This is a genomic window from Paenibacillus sp. TSA_86.1, from assembly GCF_052691815.1.
In genome coordinates this window covers 760,542-777,816 of sequence record NZ_JBQZGE010000001.1, presented here as the reverse complement: position 1 = coordinate 777,816, position 17,275 = coordinate 760,542, and the positions used below count along the sequence as shown (strand labels likewise).

General features: G+C 46.2%; 18 protein-coding genes. 3 read left to right on the top strand and 15 right to left on the bottom strand.

The genetic code is table 11. The annotated features are described in order from the left end of the window. Positions 1–230 precede the first annotated feature (230 nt). The 10 genes from ACUTVW_RS03640 to ACUTVW_RS03595 all read right to left on the bottom strand — a co-directional run bounded on the left by ACUTVW_RS03640 (position 231) and on the right by ACUTVW_RS03595 (position 6,858). Positions 231–596 (bottom strand): arsenate reductase family protein, encoded by a 366-nt coding sequence (locus ACUTVW_RS03640; RefSeq protein WP_445644519.1) that lies wholly within the window; start codon positions 594–596, stop codon positions 231–233. 318 nt (positions 597–914) lie between these two features. Then, positions 915–1,931, bottom strand: a complete 1,017-nt coding sequence (locus ACUTVW_RS03635) for an RluA family pseudouridine synthase (RefSeq protein WP_445644518.1) — start codon at positions 1,929–1,931, stop codon at positions 915–917. Further along, positions 1,928–2,503 carry a cob(I)yrinic acid a,c-diamide adenosyltransferase gene (locus tag ACUTVW_RS03630; protein ID WP_445644973.1) on the bottom strand — a complete coding sequence of 192 codons (576 nt, stop codon included), beginning with the start codon at positions 2,501–2,503 and terminating at the stop codon, positions 1,928–1,930. The genes ACUTVW_RS03635 and ACUTVW_RS03630 overlap by 4 nt, the downstream gene beginning before the upstream one ends. An 89-nt stretch (positions 2,504–2,592) precedes the next feature. Beyond that, positions 2,593–3,129: a bifunctional adenosylcobinamide kinase/adenosylcobinamide-phosphate guanylyltransferase gene (locus ACUTVW_RS03625; RefSeq protein WP_445644517.1), complete on the bottom strand. Its 537-nt coding sequence runs from the start codon at positions 3,127–3,129 to the stop codon at positions 2,593–2,595. 36 nt (positions 3,130–3,165) lie between these two features. Beyond that, positions 3,166–3,717 (bottom strand): hypothetical protein, encoded by a 552-nt coding sequence (locus ACUTVW_RS03620; protein WP_445644516.1) that lies wholly within the window; start codon positions 3,715–3,717, stop codon positions 3,166–3,168. A 189-nt stretch (positions 3,718–3,906) separates the two neighbouring features. Next, complete coding sequence (locus tag ACUTVW_RS03615; protein ID WP_445644515.1) at positions 3,907–4,173, bottom strand: aspartyl-phosphate phosphatase Spo0E family protein; 267 nt, start codon at positions 4,171–4,173, stop codon at positions 3,907–3,909. Positions 4,174–4,316: 143 nt separating this feature from the next. Beyond that, positions 4,317–5,525 carry an aminotransferase class I/II-fold pyridoxal phosphate-dependent enzyme gene (locus ACUTVW_RS03610; RefSeq protein ID WP_445644514.1) on the bottom strand — a complete coding sequence of 403 codons (1,209 nt, stop codon included), beginning with the start codon at positions 5,523–5,525 and terminating at the stop codon, positions 4,317–4,319. Positions 5,526–5,538: 13 nt separating this feature from the next. Then, positions 5,539–6,039 carry an Lrp/AsnC family transcriptional regulator gene (locus ACUTVW_RS03605; protein ID WP_434752114.1) on the bottom strand — a complete coding sequence of 167 codons (501 nt, stop codon included), beginning with the start codon at positions 6,037–6,039 and terminating at the stop codon, positions 5,539–5,541. Positions 6,040–6,194: 155 nt separating this feature from the next. Beyond that, positions 6,195–6,578: a spore coat protein gene (locus tag ACUTVW_RS03600; protein WP_445644513.1), complete on the bottom strand. Its 384-nt coding sequence runs from the start codon at positions 6,576–6,578 to the stop codon at positions 6,195–6,197. A gap of 46 nt (positions 6,579–6,624) precedes the next feature. Further along, entirely contained in the window at positions 6,625–6,858 is a 234-nt protein-coding gene (locus ACUTVW_RS03595) for a hypothetical protein (RefSeq protein ID WP_445644512.1), read from the bottom strand. 94 nt (positions 6,859–6,952) lie between these two features. Between ACUTVW_RS03595 and ACUTVW_RS03590 the strand changes: the two genes are divergently transcribed. Continuing rightward, on the top strand, positions 6,953–8,173 hold the full coding sequence (locus ACUTVW_RS03590) for an NAD(P)/FAD-dependent oxidoreductase (RefSeq protein ID WP_445644511.1): 1,221 nt from the start codon (positions 6,953–6,955) through the stop codon (positions 8,171–8,173). Between the two features lie 121 nt (positions 8,174–8,294). Here ACUTVW_RS03590 and ACUTVW_RS03585 read toward each other — a convergent pair whose 3' ends face one another. The 4 genes from ACUTVW_RS03585 to ACUTVW_RS03570 form a co-directional block, all read right to left on the bottom strand. Beyond that, positions 8,295–9,503, bottom strand: coding sequence for an MFS transporter (locus ACUTVW_RS03585; protein ID WP_445644510.1), 1,209 nt, complete (start codon positions 9,501–9,503; stop codon positions 8,295–8,297). 132 nt (positions 9,504–9,635) lie between these two features. Continuing rightward, positions 9,636–10,202: a hypothetical protein gene (locus ACUTVW_RS03580; protein WP_445644509.1), complete on the bottom strand. Its 567-nt coding sequence runs from the start codon at positions 10,200–10,202 to the stop codon at positions 9,636–9,638. Between the two features lie 117 nt (positions 10,203–10,319). After that, positions 10,320–10,697 carry a DUF350 domain-containing protein gene (locus ACUTVW_RS03575; protein ID WP_434753050.1) on the bottom strand — a complete coding sequence of 126 codons (378 nt, stop codon included), beginning with the start codon at positions 10,695–10,697 and terminating at the stop codon, positions 10,320–10,322. Positions 10,698–10,808: 111 nt separating this feature from the next. Beyond that, entirely contained in the window at positions 10,809–13,175 is a 2,367-nt protein-coding gene (locus tag ACUTVW_RS03570; RefSeq protein ID WP_445644508.1) for an endonuclease MutS2, read from the bottom strand. A gap of 192 nt (positions 13,176–13,367) precedes the next feature. Here ACUTVW_RS03570 and ACUTVW_RS03565 point away from each other — a divergent pair, with 192 nt between their 5' ends. Both ACUTVW_RS03565 and ACUTVW_RS03560 read left to right on the top strand, forming a co-directional pair. After that, positions 13,368–13,727: a phage holin family protein gene (locus tag ACUTVW_RS03565; RefSeq protein ID WP_123065070.1), complete on the top strand. Its 360-nt coding sequence runs from the start codon at positions 13,368–13,370 to the stop codon at positions 13,725–13,727. 217 nt (positions 13,728–13,944) lie between these two features. Further along, positions 13,945–14,316 (top strand): cytochrome C oxidase subunit II, encoded by a 372-nt coding sequence (locus ACUTVW_RS03560; RefSeq protein WP_445644507.1) that lies wholly within the window; start codon positions 13,945–13,947, stop codon positions 14,314–14,316. 103 nt (positions 14,317–14,419) lie between these two features. Here the strand turns inward: ACUTVW_RS03560 and ACUTVW_RS03555 are convergent, their stop codons facing one another. Continuing rightward, positions 14,420–17,245 (bottom strand): hypothetical protein, encoded by a 2,826-nt coding sequence (locus tag ACUTVW_RS03555; RefSeq protein ID WP_445644506.1) that lies wholly within the window; start codon positions 17,243–17,245, stop codon positions 14,420–14,422. Positions 17,246–17,275 lie beyond the last annotated feature (30 nt).

Genomic DNA, 17,275 nt, shown 5'->3' with positions numbered 1-17,275 from the left:
TCTCTCCTTGATCTATGAAAGCCGGATAAACAAACTTCGCTACCAACTTCAATAGTATATTAAATGTCGAAACTCATTCTATCATTATACCATAGTTACGCCAACCCTCATTAGAGCATAATTATGCCACTCCGCCTTCACACCAAAAAAGCCCTGAATTGCGAACAATTCAAGGCTCTGGTATGTACCCACGAACGTTTCTTGTCCAGGTACATGTGTCGAACTATCCGTTATCCATTGTTCCATTGCTGCTCGTACGTTTCTTCTTTGAAGCCAACGGTCACTTGATCTCCATCGGTTACAATAGGACGTTTGATTAGACGGCCGTTGGAAGCCAGTAACGCAATCTGATCTTCCTCAGACATGTTTGGCAGCTTATCCTTGAGCTTTTGCTCCTTATACACTTCTCCGCTGGTGTTAAAAAACTTTTTCACTTCAAGTCCGCTTTTCTGAATCAGCTCGGTTAACTCATCTTTGGATGGCGGTGTGTCAAAAATAGGGATCAGCTCCAGCTCATGTCCTTTCGCTTCAAGCCATTTCACTGCTTTGCGACATGTACCGCATTTGGCATATTGATATACTTTAAGTTTTGTCATGGATGTTCCTCCCGCTCGGGTTTTGGTCTCTCGCTTCCCTTGGTTTGCTCCGCAAATCCAAAAGTCGCTCCATCCCAATACCCTCGCTCAGCAATTTTTTTAGTCGAATGCGGGCTTATCGCCCCTCATTACGACGTGATTTTCAACATTTCTAGAGCTAGGGATTTACGAACTCAAGCTTTAACGACCTTAAAGCCTGAAGAATCTTAAAAGCTTTAAAATCTCTCTAGCCATCGGCGTATCGTTCAGGCGCCCTGCTCACTGAAGGGTGGGGAAACCTTTACTTACGGGCTCTCTTCTGGAGCCCTAAGTCGGTTGTTACTTTTCAGCTTGGGTGTTTACCTCTGCGTTTTGCACCGTTTCTCTTGGGGCCGCCTCAGTATGCAAACGTTTCTCCAGTGCGGCCATATCTGGCGGCAGTGGTGCCTGGAACGTCATACGTTCCCGGAGGATCGGATGTTCGAATTCCAGTTCGCACGCATGCAGCGCTTGGCGTTCAATCCATGTATCCCGTTCTTCCCTTATAGCCATTGTCTGTTCATCCACTTTATGTACAGGCAGCGTCTTGTACATTCGATCACCGATCAGCGGGCAACCAATCGATGTCATATGTACCCGGATCTGATGCGTTCGTCCGCTTTCGAGCTTCAGACTTACGGCACTGGCACTGCCATTAGCCCAACGTGAGAGCGTTGTGTAGAGCGTTCTTGCGGCATATCCGTCTGGTGTAACAATACGGCGATGCGGCTCTTCCGGGTCGCGGTCAATTGGGCCGTCGACTGCTCCATATTCTGGAACAGGGCTACCGTGCACCAGCGCGATATATCTTTTATCCACAGTACCTGCGATCATTTGCTCCGACACATGCTGATGCACGTACGGATTTTTGGCAATCGCCAGCACGCCAGATGTTTCCTGATCCAATCGGTGGATGGGCCGAAAGCGGAATTTCCCACCTTTTTTCTGCCAATAATGCACCACCCCATTAGCCAGCGTACCTGTATAGTGTCCGTGAGTTGGATGAACGATAATTCCGGCATCTTTGTTCACGATCAGTAGATGTTCATCTTCATACAGCACGGTGAACGGAATATCCTCAGGCAGAATATCATCGGATTCTTCCTGCTCCATCCGCACCTCTACCAGATCACCTGCACTCACCTTCACACTGATGTATACCCGTTCGCCATTAAGCATGACCCCTTGCTCTGTCAGCTTGATTTTCGACAAAAGCTTGCGCGAAACCTGCAGCCGCTTCTGGAGCACGGTCTTCAGCAGCCAGCCGTCCTCCACTTCGGTAACCCTGTAGGTAATCGGCGCATAATACAGGCTCATTCTTGGCGGCGGAATACTTTTTTGCTCCGCACATACTCAATATCCGCAACTTGTTGTCTTGCGTTGGCTGTCCGTGCAACAACAAAAAAATAATCAGATAAACGGTTCAAATACCGACGCACCGACGGATTAATATCCGTATGCTGTCCCAGCGTAACGGTACGGCGCTCTGCACGGCGGCATACCGTCCGGCATACATGCAGTGAAGATGAAAGCTGACTTCCTCCTGGAATAATAAAACGTTCCACTTTGGGATTTTCAGCATCGTATTGATCGATCCACTGTTCCAGGCGTGTAACCATTTCATCCCGTACCTTGTACTTTGTCTCACTTATGCGCACGAAAGCTAGATCCGATCCACAGTCAAACAGCTCCTGCTGTACCTCTAGCAAATGTTCACGCAAATCTTCGAACTTCCCATTAGCAGAGTCAATCAGACTAATGGCTTGACCCACAAAGCAATTTAATTCATCAATCGTACCATACGCTTCTACCCGGTCATCATCCTTGATAACTCGGCCTCCGATCACAGAAGTCTGTCCTTCATCACCGGTTCGTGTATATATACCCATCATAATCCCTCCAATTGTGCATTTAAGTCCTATCGTAAACTGGTGAAGCAGCTTACCCGATCACCTTGCGCTCATCTATCCCTGATCTCCTACTCTTCGTAGCGCACGTGTTGGCTCTTCAAATCTATGGCAAGGCCAGACACCAGCATGTACATCTGCTCGGCATTTTTCTGCAAAATTCGGTTAACCGAAGCCATCCTCGCCGTAAAAATACGTTCTTCTTCCGACGGATGCAAGCTGCCATGCATCTCGTTCGTGATGACAAGTATTTTCCCCTGATAGGAAAGCAGTGCATCAAGTAGCTGTTGCGTCTCCAGCCGCTGTTCATGTAAATCTTCCGTTGCCCTGAAACTGGCCGCCATCCAGGACGTCAGACTGTCCACGATCAAAATGCGTTGATCCGCCAGAAAAAGATTAGATTCTCGATTAATCTGGGTCACCACTTCTGTAAGTTTCGGGCCGTTCCCCGCCTGAATAGCACGATAATGAGCGGATGGCAATTCGGGAATAACGGGATCATGATCACCAGTGGATAAATATACACCTTCCCGGCTCATTTGAGCCGCATATTTCAACGCAAAGCGCGTTTTTCCGCTACCTATGCCGCCTGTGACCGTAATCAGCAATCCGCCCCCTCCTTCCATACCTGATCTAAATGGATGTTACTCTGTCAGTGCTTTTAGTACTTTTTTCGACTCTTCTTTGTTAGCTGCTGACAAAGGAATGGTAGCAAACAGATTACTCGGGGCATAGTTTACATCCTTGAACATTTGCATGTCTTCAAGCGGAATACCATACAGATGAGTTTCCTTTTTCATATCAGAACCATCGTCGCCCTTCCCTTTTTCGACCAATACGGATCCTTCAAATACGCCGCGTTCATATTTTTTGGCATCAAAAGTATCATCTAGCGGGACATTCGATCCGTTCTGACCATACTGTTTCATATCATTTTCCGGCAAAATGAAGATGTCATGGCTGCCTGCAGCATATTCAACCATTATTTTTTGAACATCATACATCGCACTTGTAATAATTTCGACTTTCGGCTCTTCACCGAGCTTTTTCTGCAAATTTGCTTGCAGCTGCTCGGAAATACCGGATGGATTACCTTGATTATCAATAATAAACACTGTAAACCCATCTTTGCCGCCACACCCAGCTAATATAAAGATTAATGAAATTATTGCGGCAAGTCCCCAAAATCTTTTCATTCCAGCTCCCCCTTTAGTCTCCTAAGTCCAATATATCACAATTGTTCTACGCAAAAAAATAACCTCGCTCATTCAAAATGATATCGACTTGCACAGCAAAAAAAGAGACCCTCTCGGATCTCCCTCTTGCCTTTGTTATCCTGTATCTTCTCAAACATGTAAACAAAGCATATCTCAGTCAAGCAAAGGTTACTTTGGTTTGACCGGATTAGCCTTCATGTATTCATTGATCTTCAAGTCCAGCAGACTACTGATCTCAATCACAATATCGGACGTAAATGATTTTTCTTCCCGGAAAATCTGCTCCATCTTGCTCCGAAGCATGCGAATCTCATCTTCCAAGGAAATGATATGCAAGGATGCGTGATCAGGGTTCACCGACCATCGGTCGCCATGATCGCTTTCTGCTAGAACTTGTCCACGATTCGTCGGTAAATCATATTCAACACAAAACAAAGCTAACCCCTCCTCGGAAAATATTTTTCCAAATATATGAAATCCCATTTCAAATTGAAATTATATCATAATATTTTGTAAAAGAAAGTATTTTTTTGGAAAAGTTCCAAATGCCTTATTTATACTGTACTTCTTTCTGATTATTAACCCTCTTTTTGAACTTTGTAAACAAAGTTTCCAATTCGCTCCAATGCTTCACTCAACTGGGAAACCGAGGTCGCATAAGAGCAACGTAAAAATCCTTCTCCTTGCGGGCCGAATACGTTACCCGGCACAGCAGCCACCTTATTCTCTGTTAACAATCGTTCAGCAAACAGATCAGAACTCAGGCCTGTATTCTGAACACTTGGAAAAGCATAGAATGCTCCTTGAGGTTCATGACATTCAAGCCCGATATCTCGGAATCCCTGTACAATCAAACGTCTACGCTGATTATAAGATTCAACCATCCGGTCTTTCTCACCGAGTCCATTCGTCAGCGCTTCTAGGGCAGCGACCTGTCCCATGGCCGGGGCACACATCACGGTATACTGATGAATTTTGAGCATCGCTCCTATCAGTTCAGGATGTCCGCACATGTATCCAATTCGCCAGCCCGTCATCGCAAACGCCTTGGAGAAACCACTCACCAGAATCGTGCGATCTTTCATATCAGGAATCGAAGCAAAACTGACATGTTTTTGATTATACGTCAATTCAGCGTAAATTTCGTCAGCAATCACGATCAGATCATGCTTTTTGATAACTTCAGCGATAGGAAGCCATTCTTCATAAGTCATGATAGCCCCTGTAGGGTTGCTTGGATAACATAGAATAACGACCTTTGATTTCGGTGTAATGCTAGCCTCCAGTGCTTCAGCCGTCACCTTGAACTGATCCTTGGCATAGGTCTCCACACCAACAGGGATACCTCCGCCGATAGATGCAATGGGTGAGTAGGCTACATAAGAAGGCTCCGGGATCAGAATTTCGTCTCCAGGTACGATCAATGCACGCAAAGCAAGGTCAATTGCTTCACTTCCGCCTACAGTAACGATAATTTCGTCTTTTGGATCATACTTGGTGTCAAACTGCGTATCCAGATAATTGCTGATCGCTTCACGCAGCTTGGGCATACCTGCATTCGATGTGTAACTGGTCATGCCTCTTTCAAGCGAGTATACGCAAGCTTCGCGCATATGCCATGGTGTTACGAAATCCGGCTCACCTACGCCTAATGTAATGATATCCTTGTTATCGCCCACCAGATCAAAAAACTTGCGAATACCGGATGGGGGGATCTGCTTCACGAGCGGAGCCAGATATGAGGACATCGTTTTGTTATTCCCGGTTGTCTGTTCATTCACTATCATGACACATCTTCCTTTACGGCGAGATCATGAGACGGTTGTCTTCCTGATGGTCTTCAAAAATAATCCCGTCCTGCTTATATTTTTTAAGAATAAAATTCGTCTTGGTTGACAGTACTGAATCAATCGGAGACAGTTTCTCCGACACAAAATTTGCAACCTCACGCAGGTTGCCGCCTTCTACTTCAACAAGCAGATCGTACGCCCCTGACATAAGGTATACGGACTTCACTTGTGGATAGAGATAAATACGTTCAGCAATCCCCTCGAAACCACGGCCACGCTCAGGTGTAATCTGAACTTCAATCAGGGCTGTCACTTTCTCATCATCAATCTTGCTCCAATTCACAACCGTTGCATATTTCACGATGACGTGGTCTTGCTCAAGCTTTGCTACAGCATCTTTGATCTTATCTTCCGACTCCCCCAGTAGCGTTGACAGCAGTGCGGGAGTCCTTCTCGCGTCTTCCTTCAACAGATCCAGAACTTTGAGTTGCAGATCGTTCAAATCTTTCATCGTTTTCCCTCCAGCGTCATCCAGGTTCCTAAAATGAATTAATACTTATATTACATGAATTTAACGTTGATGCATAGACAAAAGACCGCCTGCCTTCAATTCAGGCAAGCGGTGGTATGGTCTTCAAGATATGCTTCAAAACCCTTAACCACAGGTTACATGTAATAAGGGTTGTTGTAATTCGGCTGGCGTGGAGACACATTAGGCACTTGGCTGTAAGGGCTATTTTGTACCGTTTTCTCCTGCACAAATTGCTGACATTTCTGCTGTGCCTGGTGTGCAGATTGAATCTGCTTGTCCAAGTCCTGACGTGGTGCTTTGGCAGAAGCCGAATACATATTGTTCTGCTGCATCAAGTTGAACAATTCTCCTTGCAGCCGTAGCGTATCATTTGTCAAATTATTGAACATGCTGCGAACCGTGGGACAAGAAGACTCTGTTGTGGCTGTTGTGTATTCGCGCGAAGTTCGTCTTAGATCGGCAAGGATCGTTTTCAACAAATCCTGTTCCTGCATAAAATTACCGGTTTGATTGTACATGTGATTTCCTCCTATACGCTGATATTCCTGTCGTATGCCTGTGAAGTTATTGCGATGGTGAAGGCGCAAGTGACTGATGTTGATGAAGGGTCTGGATCAACGTATTCATATGCTGCTCATGCGAGCGGACATATTGATTCAGCGCCTGCTGGATAGCCGGATTCGTGGAGATCGAAGCTGTAGCGGAGCATTGTTTGATCAGCATCTCCTCGTTAGAGATGGAATCCGCGATATAGTTCAATTCCTTCGGGCTCAGTGCTTGCATCTGTGATTGTTGCATGTACGTCTTACCTCCTTGAGCTAAAGTTTATGCGACTTTATTGTTACCTCGAATTGCAAAACTATACCAATGTGATGACAAAGGAGCGGTTCTAATGGATCTCGTTTATGGCTCACCTTACTGGCCTTCTACTTATAACTCGAATGTTGATTATCCCTCTTTACATGGCGAAATCTCTTGTGACTGCCTGATTATCGGCGGCGGTATGGGAGGTGCACTGACTTCAAGAATACTTGCAGAGCGCGGTCTGGAAACTGTTGTAATTGATAAGCGTAAAATCGCTCATGGCAGCAGTTCAGCCAATACGGGTCTGTTACAATATACCAATGACAAAACGTTGACTTCTTGTATCAACACGTTTGGGGAAGAAAAAGGCGTTCGCTTTTATGAATTATGCCGTAAAGCCATGCAGCAGCTTACCGAGATGGCCGGAAGTCTGAAGACCGACGCCTGGTTTATTCCCCGAAATAGCTTCTGCTTTGCCAGCTGTGAAGAAGATGTTGCCATGCTGGAGGAAGAGTATCAAACGTTGCAAAAGCATGCATTTGATGCAGAGCTGTGGTACGCAGATCAGATCAAAAGCTATTTTCCATTTGAAAAGCCGGCTGCTCTGTACACAAAAGGGGATGCGGAGGTAAATCCGTATCGCTTTGTTCAAGGCTTGTTTGAATCGGCCGCGCAACACGGGGCACGAATTTATGAACAAACGGAAATGATTCACTGTGACTATGATGATGAAGGCGTATGGTGTTACACCCCTCAAGGTAAAATACGAGCTAAACAGGTTGTATATGCGGCTGGATATGAAACTCAGGAAATCAAGAAAGACAAGGGAGCCTATCTAAAAGCAACATATGCGATTACCACCAAACCTCTGCCTGATCTGAACCGTTGGCATGAGCAAGCCATGATTTGGGAAACAGCCCGTCCTTATCTTTATATGCGTACCACGCCAGACAATCGAATCATTGTGGGTGGACTTGATGAGGAAATACCTGAGCCAGATCAGCGTGAGCTACGTGCGAAAAACCAAGGTGAAGTGTTACTGGAAGAAGTTCGGTCCTATTTCCCGTCTGATACGCTTGAGGTTGATTACGCCTGGGGTGCTGTGTTCGGTAATACGCATGATGGTCTCCCCCTTATCGGTACACATCCGGATTATCCACATTCTTATTTTGTTGAAGGATACGGGGGAAACGGAACAGTATACAGTATGATTGCAGCCTCTCTGATCGCAGATGCTATCAACGGTATAGAAAATGATGATATGAAGTTGTTCTCTCTAACCAGAACCAGCAAACCATCTCCAGTTTAAAAAAAATCAATATCACTCACTAACCATTTATCGTGTTGAAATTGCAAAGGGTACGGCGAAGGGAGAGTTTACACCTCCCTATGCCGTACCCTTTGCAAATTCTTTACCAAATTATTTTACTTTACGAATCACGAGGCGCAGTCTCGGTCAAAAGCCTCCTCATAAATATCCAGCCAATGAGCGGAAATGCACCCAGGATAATGATCAGCCAAACTAACATTGGAGTGGATGGCGAATTCAATACGGTAATCATAAATACGGTCAACCCAAAAAGTCGTCCAGTCATCAGGCACAGCTCTCTTAATACGACAAGTTCAACCCTTTTTTCTACATTTTCGCCGCTCGTGCCCATCATGTCGAAACCTGCGGCGATCATCGGCAAAATATATAACGGCATCGCTATTGCGCTTCCGATCCCCATAAAAAGCAACGTCCCGTATGTCACTTTCCAGAGCAGTGGAAATAGTGCCAAAAGCAGTAACACAGAACCAGTCAGCATACCTTTAGTTCGATATTGCGGTTTGAACCATTTTCCTGCGGCCCAGTAACTGGCAAGAGCCACTGCCGAAGTAATAAGGGAGAACTGTCCGAGTTTATATTCCTGAGTCGTCGCCAAGTAAACAAGTAGAGCAATTAGGAAAGCAAAAACACCTTCCCTGACCCCTTGGGCAAATAACCCCATTGCTAGTGGCCGCCAAGGACTCTTCGCTACCGATAGCTGGCGAATCGGCTCTGACCAGCGATATGTACCGCTGACTTTTCTTTTTTTCAGAAAAAAACTAAAAAACACGGCGATGATATAAATGACAAGAGAAACGGTAAATATTAGCCGATATCCTGTATTGTCCGCCATACGTGAAATCAGGAAACCAGAAAACCATGGCCCGATAATGCCTGTCATGGAGCCCAACAATCCAACCCAACCATTAAACAAGTCTCTGTTTTCCCGATCTGTAATTTCAAAATACACCACATTAAAAGCAATCCAGAACAGCCCCAGTGCACAACCTAACAACAACCCAAGCGGCCAGATCCAATCCACTGCACTCGCGCCCGTCCACAGAACGAGCATATAGAACATTCCAGATAACGCAATCCCCAGCCTGAGCGCACTCATTTTGTTATGCTCTTTGACCCATTTGCCTGCAAGCCAAAATGTAATACCGATCGCGAGTTGCTGACTAATAGTAAACCATCCGAGCATAGTATAATCCGGACGGCTCTTCCAGAGAAACACGTTCAAAAATGTGCCAGACAACGCTCCGGCTAACGCAAACAATCCATTCACGCCCAAAAGCAGAATGGATTGTCTTCCCAAAGTAATCTTCATCTGCCCCTCCTTGATCACCTGAAGCAATAACATGAACAGGCTGGTGTTAGGCTTAACCTACCCCAAGCAGAAGGAAAACATGATGAATTTTTAGGTTTGTATAAAATTAACTTGCAGTCTATTTAGGATTAATCACTGTGCACTCAGGTTCTGAATCAACCGCAGGCGGTCGTCCTCAGACAAACTGTATTGAACCTGGAAACAACCGGAGCAAACATAAGTCAGGACAGTAAATGGAGGTGACAAAACAGAACCTTTACCTGAAACCGCATTGGCAATCGGCGTAAATGTATCTTGACTAGCTGCCTGTGATCCGGCAAGGATCATAAACTCCCGGCAATTTGGACACTCTGGCACTTCCTCTTGTTGATCCAATTGCTTCTCAACACCTTGTTCATACTGGATCAGATCGTTACCCTCATCCGCATATTTGTTCAATGTGCGCAGCTCTGGCAATTTAAGTTCAACTTCATCGCCCCAAAGTGAAGTTAGGTCTGATATTTGCTCTTTATCATTTGCAATGTCCTGGGCAGAAAAATCATCTTCGTTTTCATCACTCTCTTCGTCACCAATGTTAATGTTCAGCGTACGGTAACCCTTCAATTCATTGTGACAATAAGGGCATTCTTCTTCTGGCCCGAGTTCCTCATCCCAAACAATCTCTGTTTGACACCAAGGACATACTGTTGTTTCCATCATGTATCAACCTTTCTCTTTCAGATAATCACGTATTCAACACATAGATTACACCGATGGCAAAAAATACAATCGATGCCGCAAACAAAATCCGTATCAATATTTTCATCATCGATCCCCCTAGATAATGCTTGCGCCGATAACAAAGGACAATGAGATAGAAATGATCATCGATATCAATCCGACTGCACGGTTGTCCGCTTCAATCTCCCGGTCAATTGAAAACACTGGCGTCAGGAACTCAAACAAAAAGTATGCAATCAGCAGCAAAATAAATCCGACGAATGACCATGTCATCGCTTCATATACTGAAGATTTCGCCTGAATACAAAAACGGAGGACATTGCATATACCGAAGATTTTCCCCCCTGTAGCCATTGCAACAGCCACATTGCCTTTTTTGATTTCCGTCCAGCATTTATATTTGGTCACCAACTCAAAGCATGCCAGAAAAACGAGCAACTCCATAATTGCGACCGAGAAGAAACCGAGGACCATCCCTAAAGGATGAGACAGTAGTCCGTCAATCGCTTCTTTCACTCCCCATTCTCCTTTCGAATCCGCTGTCCAACTTGCCTGGACAGCAGATATTTTTCATTCTTGTTCAAGCTATTCCAGTTCTGCGACGGTTACACCATTGCCGCCTTCTCCGTAATTGCCCAGACGATAACTTTTAATATGTTTATGCTTCCGCAGGTAATCCTGAATACCCGTACGCAAAATTCCTGTTCCTTTACCATGAATAATGTACACTTGACCCAAGTTGGCTAGGAAAGCTTCATCGATGAAACGATCTGTTTCCATCAGCGCCTCTTCCAGATTCGTCCCCCGCAGATCCAGCTCGCTCTTCACATTATCATCCCGAGTACGTTTCATACCTGTGACCGGTTTTTGCTTTGGTTGCTTCGCTGCCGGGGCTGACTGCTGCAATTCCAAATCATCCAGCGATACCTTCATTTTCATAATGCCGAGCTGCACAACAGCATCCTTGCTGCCAGCCATCTCCACAACATGTCCCTTCTGATTAAGGCTGTAGACAAGCACTTCGTCCCCAGGTCCGATCGCGCGGGCTTTTGGTACCGCCGCTTTTTTGACGGTTTTTCTTCGTTTCTCCGGCTCTGCTTCATCCAGCTGTTTACGAGCAGCAATTAATTTATGCTCTTTGACAGATGCGCCCTCTTCCAAAGCGAGCTGGCGAAGATCAGCAATGATTTTCTCCGCTTCTGCACGTGCCTTGTCTACGATGCTGCGAGCATCATCCTCTGCCTTTTCAATCCGGCGGTCACGCTGTTGTTCCAGCTTCTCCAGCTCGGCTTGATGACGGCTGCGTAATTTTTCCATATCCTGGCGAAGAGCCTCTGCCTTCTCACGCTCTTGTTCAGCTGTAAGGCGGTTCTCTTCGAGGGAAGCGATCATATGTTCAATCCGCTGATCTTCTTCTTTCACTTCACCGCGGGCGTAATCCAGAATGTAACCCGGAAGTCCCAAGCGCTCCGCAATCGCAAATGCGTTACTACGTCCAGGTACACCTACCAGAAGACGGTACGTCGGGCTCAGTGTATTGATATCAAATTCCATACTGGCATTGATAACACCTTTGCGCTCATAAGCGTAGGCTTTGAGCTCACTGTAGTGAGTGGTTGCCACCATCCGGCAGCCTGTCCGGTGCATATGCTCCAGCATGGAGATTGCCAGTGCTGAACCTTCTGCCGGGTCTGTCCCTGCTCCAAGCTCGTCCAGCAGGACAAGACTTTTCGGCGTCATATTTTTCAAAATACGAATGATGTTGGTCATATGACTGGAGAATGTACTCAGACTCTGTTCGATACTCTGCTCGTCACCAATGTCAGCATAAATGGCATCAAACACACATAGCTGACTGCCATCCTCGGCTGGAACAAACAATCCAGACATGGCCATCAAGCTCAATAAACCGATCGTTTTCAAAGTTACCGTTTTACCACCTGTATTCGGTCCAGTCACGATAATAGAGGTGTAATCGTTGCCCAGCTCTACATCAATGGGAACAACATGCTCAATCGGGATCAGCGGATGACGTCCCTTTTTCAGCTTCAGGAACCCCCTGTCGTTCATCCGAGGCAACGTTGCTTTCAATTCACGGGCCAATCGTGCTTTGGCAAAAATAAAATCAAGCGATGCCAACAAATCGACATCATATAACAGCCATTCACCTTGCTCACTGACATGCGCCGTCAATTTTTGCAAAATCACTTCAATTTCGCGCTCTTCCCTAATTCGGGTTTCACGTAATTTGTTGTTCATAGCCACGATGGATTCCGGCTCAATGAAGAGCGTTGCACCTGAACCTGACTGGTCATGAACAATACCGCCGAAATAGGATCGATATTCTGCTTTGACCGGAATAACAAATCGATCTCCACGAATCGTAATGAGCTGATCCTGCAGCATTTTGGATACGGTAGACGAACGGATCATAGAATCCAGTTTTTCTCGGATACGTGCCTCCCCGCCCCTTAATTCACGCCGAATCTGTGCCAGCGTAACACTTGCACTATCTGCAACTTCGGCATTATCGTCGATGCAGATACGAATCTCGTCTTCAAGCTCTTTCTGCTCGGACAACTGATCACTGATATAGAAAAGTGACTCCATTGTCTCATCCTCATGGAGCGATGCAATCTGACGTTTCAAACGTCTGGCTGCGTGCGTCGTCGTGGCAATGCTGAGAAGTTCATGTGGATTGAGAGTACCGCCAATTTCAGCCCGCTTCACGGAAGCCGTGATGTCTACAATCCCGCCAAAAGACGGTGAACCTTTCAGACGATCAAAGGTGAACGCTTCATCTGTTTGCTGAAGCAGACGTTTTACTTCTTCCAACTCACCAACGGGTTCAAGAAGTTCTGCTTTTTTCTTGCCCATTGACGTTTGGGCGAATCCCAGCAATGTATTTAAAATTTTGCGATATTCAAGCGTGTGTAATATTTTCGTGTCCAAGTGTACAACTCCTTCCAAACTATATCTGTATTATAACGAAAGAAACTTTGCTGCGCTATTTAACGAATCCTTCCACACATAACTTGAAGCATGACGCCACAAACTACGAGTGTCAGGATTGTGCTATTCATGTCGCTCACTGTGAATCTACATGCTTATGCTCAGTCCAATCTGAACAAAGGAGGTACCCCCATGAATTTTCTTGGCCATGTCGTACGATTTATTATTGCAGCTATTGTATTAATGGTGGTTAGCTGGATCGTTCCCGGTTTCGCCGTTGGTGGCTTCTGGAGCGCACTGATGCTTGCCTTGGTCATTGCCTTGCTGGGCTGGATCGTTGAAGGCATCTTTGGCAAAAGAGTCAATCCTTTTGGCCGGGGAATCGTCGGCTTTATCGTGAGTGCACTGGTTATTTGGCTGGGCCAATATGTAGTTGATCACGTTGAAGTCAGCCTGCTCGGTGCCATTCTCGCCGCTTTGGTCATCGGGATTATCGATCTCTTTATTCCGGTCTCCACACCGTTTGATGCCGGACGTAACTCCAAAAGCTAAACAGCTACTCATGTTGACTACACTCGCAATAAATGTAAACCTCGGAAGGCCTTAGGTCTGAAGAGGTTTTTTTCATATTTAAGCCAATGGAAGTCATACGCAAATAATTTTCAAAAAAACGACATACCCGACATGTACAGGCATCGCAAGATTGCGGTATGATGACTTATGAAATCATTCAAATTTTATCCATCTCACACGTTGAAGGAGGCACATAATGAAGAAAGGTATAACATGGCTTGCTGTCTGTATGTTCATCCTTATTCTTACTGCATGCGGCAGCGCCAAAGACTCCGAAGCATCCGAGCCGGAGGTTACAGCCAGTGAACAACTGGTGATCAAGGCCAGTAACTACAAATTTGATCAACCCGAATATCGACTTAAAAAAGGTGTACCCGTGAAGATTGTCTATGAAAACGTCAACGGAAATCACGGTATGCTTGTGCCAGAGCTGAATCTTCAGCTGGACACCCAAAAGAGCTCCAAAGTGATTACTCCAGACAAAACGGGTGAATTTGAAATGTCCTGTTCCGTTTTTTGTGGTTCCGGACACAGCAGTATGATCTCTAAAATTATCGTCGAAGAATAAGACTTCAATACAAGGAGCCCCCGTAGCGACGGGAGCTCTTTTTGTATTATAACAAATTATGCACGAGTTCGCTGGTCAAACCCTGAACGGAAAGCATGGTCCGCTACGTCTGATCCTGCTCAATCAATTCAATCCATTCGTTATATTCCGTCTGTAATTTCGTATATTCATCATGCAACTGACGATACTCTGTATTTAACTGCTCCGCTTTTTCCTGTTCCATTTCCCGCTCGACTTGCAACAAACGTAACTGGTTCGCTGCCAGTTCATAACGTTCACCGATTTCCCGCAGTTCATTCTCCATAATCTGTTTCTCTTCGTCTATTTCGGCTTGAAGTTGCTCTCGCTCCGTTCGCTCCTTCAATAACTGGTCTCGTTCCTGTGCCAATTCGTTCAACTTCTCTGAACTTACTGCACTTTCACGCTGCCAAGCTGTCAATTCGTCTTCCAGTGCCGTCCAGCGCTCCTGCCAGGCTTTCTCTTGGGTTGCCCATTCATCTGCACGGAGCTGCCACACTTGTTCGTTCTGTTCAACTTCCTGAGCTGCCTGTTCCAATTGTGAGCGAAGCTCTTCTTCACGTGTTAACAATTGCTGAATGCGAGAAGACAGTTCCCCCTGATTGGCAGACAGATCCTCATGTTTGATTTGCCATTCGAGGGCTTCCTCTTCCGTCTGTGCTAGTTGATTCGCCTGCTCCGTATAACGCTTGGCAAGCTGCTCAGCGGACTGTCTTGCTTCGTTTAGGGCAACCTCCAACTCTTGCTGCTCCGCTTCAAGTTCACTCATCCGAGAGCCAACATTCTCTTCTCGTTGAAGAGCGTCGCTATAATCGTTACGGATCTGCTTATATTGCTCTTGCAGACGGCTTAATTCCTCGTGAGCACCCTGCAATTCACCACGAGCATTATTCAAGTCCTTATGATTATCCTCTAGCTCCTTACGATTATCATTTAACTCACTACGAGTGACATGTAGTTCCTCATTCAATGATTTGATTTTCTCTTCCAGAGTCTCGTTTTCTTTCTCATAACGGACGGCCTCTTCGTTGTAAAGCCTAGCCTCATCCTTCACGACCGAAAGCTCATCATGCAAGGACTGAACGCCAGATTCCAGCGTTTCATTCTGTTCAGCTGCCTCAAGGATCTGATTTTCCAGATCACCGATATCTGCCAGTCGCTGTTCGGCGATCTCTTTCCATGACTGCTCACTCTCCGTAAGTGCAGTGATTTCATTTTGCAATGCACGCACAGCAGCATGAGCCTGCTCCAGCACCTTATGCAGTCTACGCTGTTCTTCTTCTGACTTGGTCTCTGCTTCCAACAGATGCTGCGCATCCTGTTCAAGCTGGGCATGTTGCTCCTGAAGTTTGCGTAACTGGGCTGTCAGTGCCGTTTCACGATCGATCGTTTCATTATACTGATCTTGCCATTGCTGCTGCGAGTCTCGTGCCTGCTTCAACGACTGCTCCGTTTCACGGAGTTTATTTTGCAACTCCGTGCTGTGCTCTCTCAATTGCTCCAGTTGCTGCTGAAGCTCCGTGATTCGACGTGTTTGAGTCTCTTGCTCCTGAACAAGAACTCCATGCTTATGACGTAGGGACTCCACTTGGGTGCGTTCTGTCTGAAGCAAATGTTCCTGTTCAGAAATAACTTCCTGTGCATGCTGTAGCTGACTACGAACTTCAGTAAGCTGTTCATTGATCTCGGTTATGCGAGTTTCGGCCTGAGCGCGCTCTTCCTGCAATTGATGCTCCAGCTTACGCTGCTCTTGATGTAGCAATTCCTCAGCTGCAATTGTTGCCTCCGCAATGCGAGAAGCCGCTGACTCCTGTTCTTCTTTCAACTGTTCTTCATACAGAGCCTCTTTCTCCATCCATTCCAATTCGGACTGCTCGGAAAGAGTTTTGAACTCAGCCTGTATCTTCTCAACTGCAGCCTGGCGCATCTGTTCGGCTTCAGCGAGCAAGGATTCACGCTCCTGTTTCGCTTCCACTTCCCATTCAGCTGCCTGCTTTCGTGCATTCTGCTCGGCTTGCTCCAGACGTTGCTTCATTTGTTCTTCAAGTTCGCTATATTGTAGAGCTGCCTCTTCCTGCACCTGCTTCAATTTGGCCTCCGCCTGTTCCAGCTCGGACAAGATAGCTGACTCCGCTTCTTCCTTGGCTGCTTGCACTTGTTGCGCCGCTTGAGCCTGTACTTTCTGACGTTCTGCTAACGCACGGCTCTCCGCCTCCTTCAACTGAGCTGCGGTTCTGTCCTGCAGCTCTTTATATTGAGCCGCGGCTTTGGCCTGTACCTGTTGCAATTCCGCTGCCGCACGGTTCTGCGCTTCTTTAAGTTGAGAAGCAGACTGTGCTTGCACTTGTTTGAGCTGATTGGCCGCCTTTTCCTCTGCTTCCTTAACCCGTGAATTCGCTCTCGTCTCTGCCTCTTTCAGTTGCGTCGCAGACTGCGTCTGTAGCTTCTGAACCTGCTCTTTGGTCTGTTTGCGCTCTTGCTCCAGCAAAGCATTCAGCTTGGAGATTTCCGCCTGTTTGTCCGCTGTCCATTTTTTCAAAGCCTGTTCGGCTTCATTTTTCTGTTGCTGAACCTCAACAAGAGACTGGTCCCGTTGCTGCAGTTCTTGTTGGTGTTCACTCTGAATGGCGTTTAACCGATTTAATTCATTGCGGAGCTCTGTACGTTCCCCTGTGAGCATTTTGAGCTCGTTTCGGATTTCCTGCGTCTGAAGTGACTGTTCAGCCATATGTACAGCCGCAAGTACAGCAATACGCGGCGTATCCAAACGGGAATGACTTTTGGAGATAGCGCTCATACGCTCATCTACCAGATTAGCTACTTGTTTCATATAGTCGGCACTGCTGCCGACCAGTTTATAGGAAGTCCCGTAGATCTCTACGGTGACGCGTGTACGATCAGGTGTAGTCACAGTTGTGCCCTCCTTCAAGTCTGTATGTTG

What these genes read in the sequence shown, in the direction of transcription:
- ACUTVW_RS03560 (WP_445644507.1), top strand. Translation starts at nt 13,945, where the DNA reads ATGAAGAAAGGTATAACATGGCTTGCTGTCTGTATGTTCATCCTTATT.
- ACUTVW_RS03610 (WP_445644514.1), bottom strand. Translation starts at nt 5,525, where the DNA reads ATGATAGTGAATGAACAGACAACCGGGAATAACAAAACGATGTCCTCA.
- ACUTVW_RS03620 (WP_445644516.1), bottom strand. Translation starts at nt 3,717, where the DNA reads ATGAAAAGATTTTGGGGACTTGCCGCAATAATTTCATTAATCTTTATA.
- ACUTVW_RS03605 (WP_434752114.1), bottom strand. Translation starts at nt 6,039, where the DNA reads ATGAAAGATTTGAACGATCTGCAACTCAAAGTTCTGGATCTGTTGAAG.
- ACUTVW_RS03630 (WP_445644973.1), bottom strand. Translation starts at nt 2,503, where the DNA reads ATGGGTATATATACACGAACCGGTGATGAAGGACAGACTTCTGTGATC.
- ACUTVW_RS03590 (WP_445644511.1), top strand. Translation starts at nt 6,953, where the DNA reads ATGGATCTCGTTTATGGCTCACCTTACTGGCCTTCTACTTATAACTCG.
- ACUTVW_RS03565 (WP_123065070.1), top strand. Translation starts at nt 13,368, where the DNA reads ATGAATTTTCTTGGCCATGTCGTACGATTTATTATTGCAGCTATTGTA.
- ACUTVW_RS03575 (WP_434753050.1), bottom strand. Translation starts at nt 10,697, where the DNA reads ATGGTCCTCGGTTTCTTCTCGGTCGCAATTATGGAGTTGCTCGTTTTT.
- ACUTVW_RS03585 (WP_445644510.1), bottom strand. Translation starts at nt 9,503, where the DNA reads ATGAAGATTACTTTGGGAAGACAATCCATTCTGCTTTTGGGCGTGAAT.
- ACUTVW_RS03640 (WP_445644519.1), bottom strand. Translation starts at nt 596, where the DNA reads ATGACAAAACTTAAAGTATATCAATATGCCAAATGCGGTACATGTCGC.
- ACUTVW_RS03580 (WP_445644509.1), bottom strand. Translation starts at nt 10,202, where the DNA reads ATGATGGAAACAACAGTATGTCCTTGGTGTCAAACAGAGATTGTTTGG.
- ACUTVW_RS03600 (WP_445644513.1), bottom strand. Translation starts at nt 6,578, where the DNA reads ATGTACAATCAAACCGGTAATTTTATGCAGGAACAGGATTTGTTGAAA.
- ACUTVW_RS03595 (WP_445644512.1), bottom strand. Translation starts at nt 6,858, where the DNA reads ATGCAACAATCACAGATGCAAGCACTGAGCCCGAAGGAATTGAACTAT.
- ACUTVW_RS03635 (WP_445644518.1), bottom strand. Translation starts at nt 1,931, where the DNA reads ATGAGCCTGTATTATGCGCCGATTACCTACAGGGTTACCGAAGTGGAG.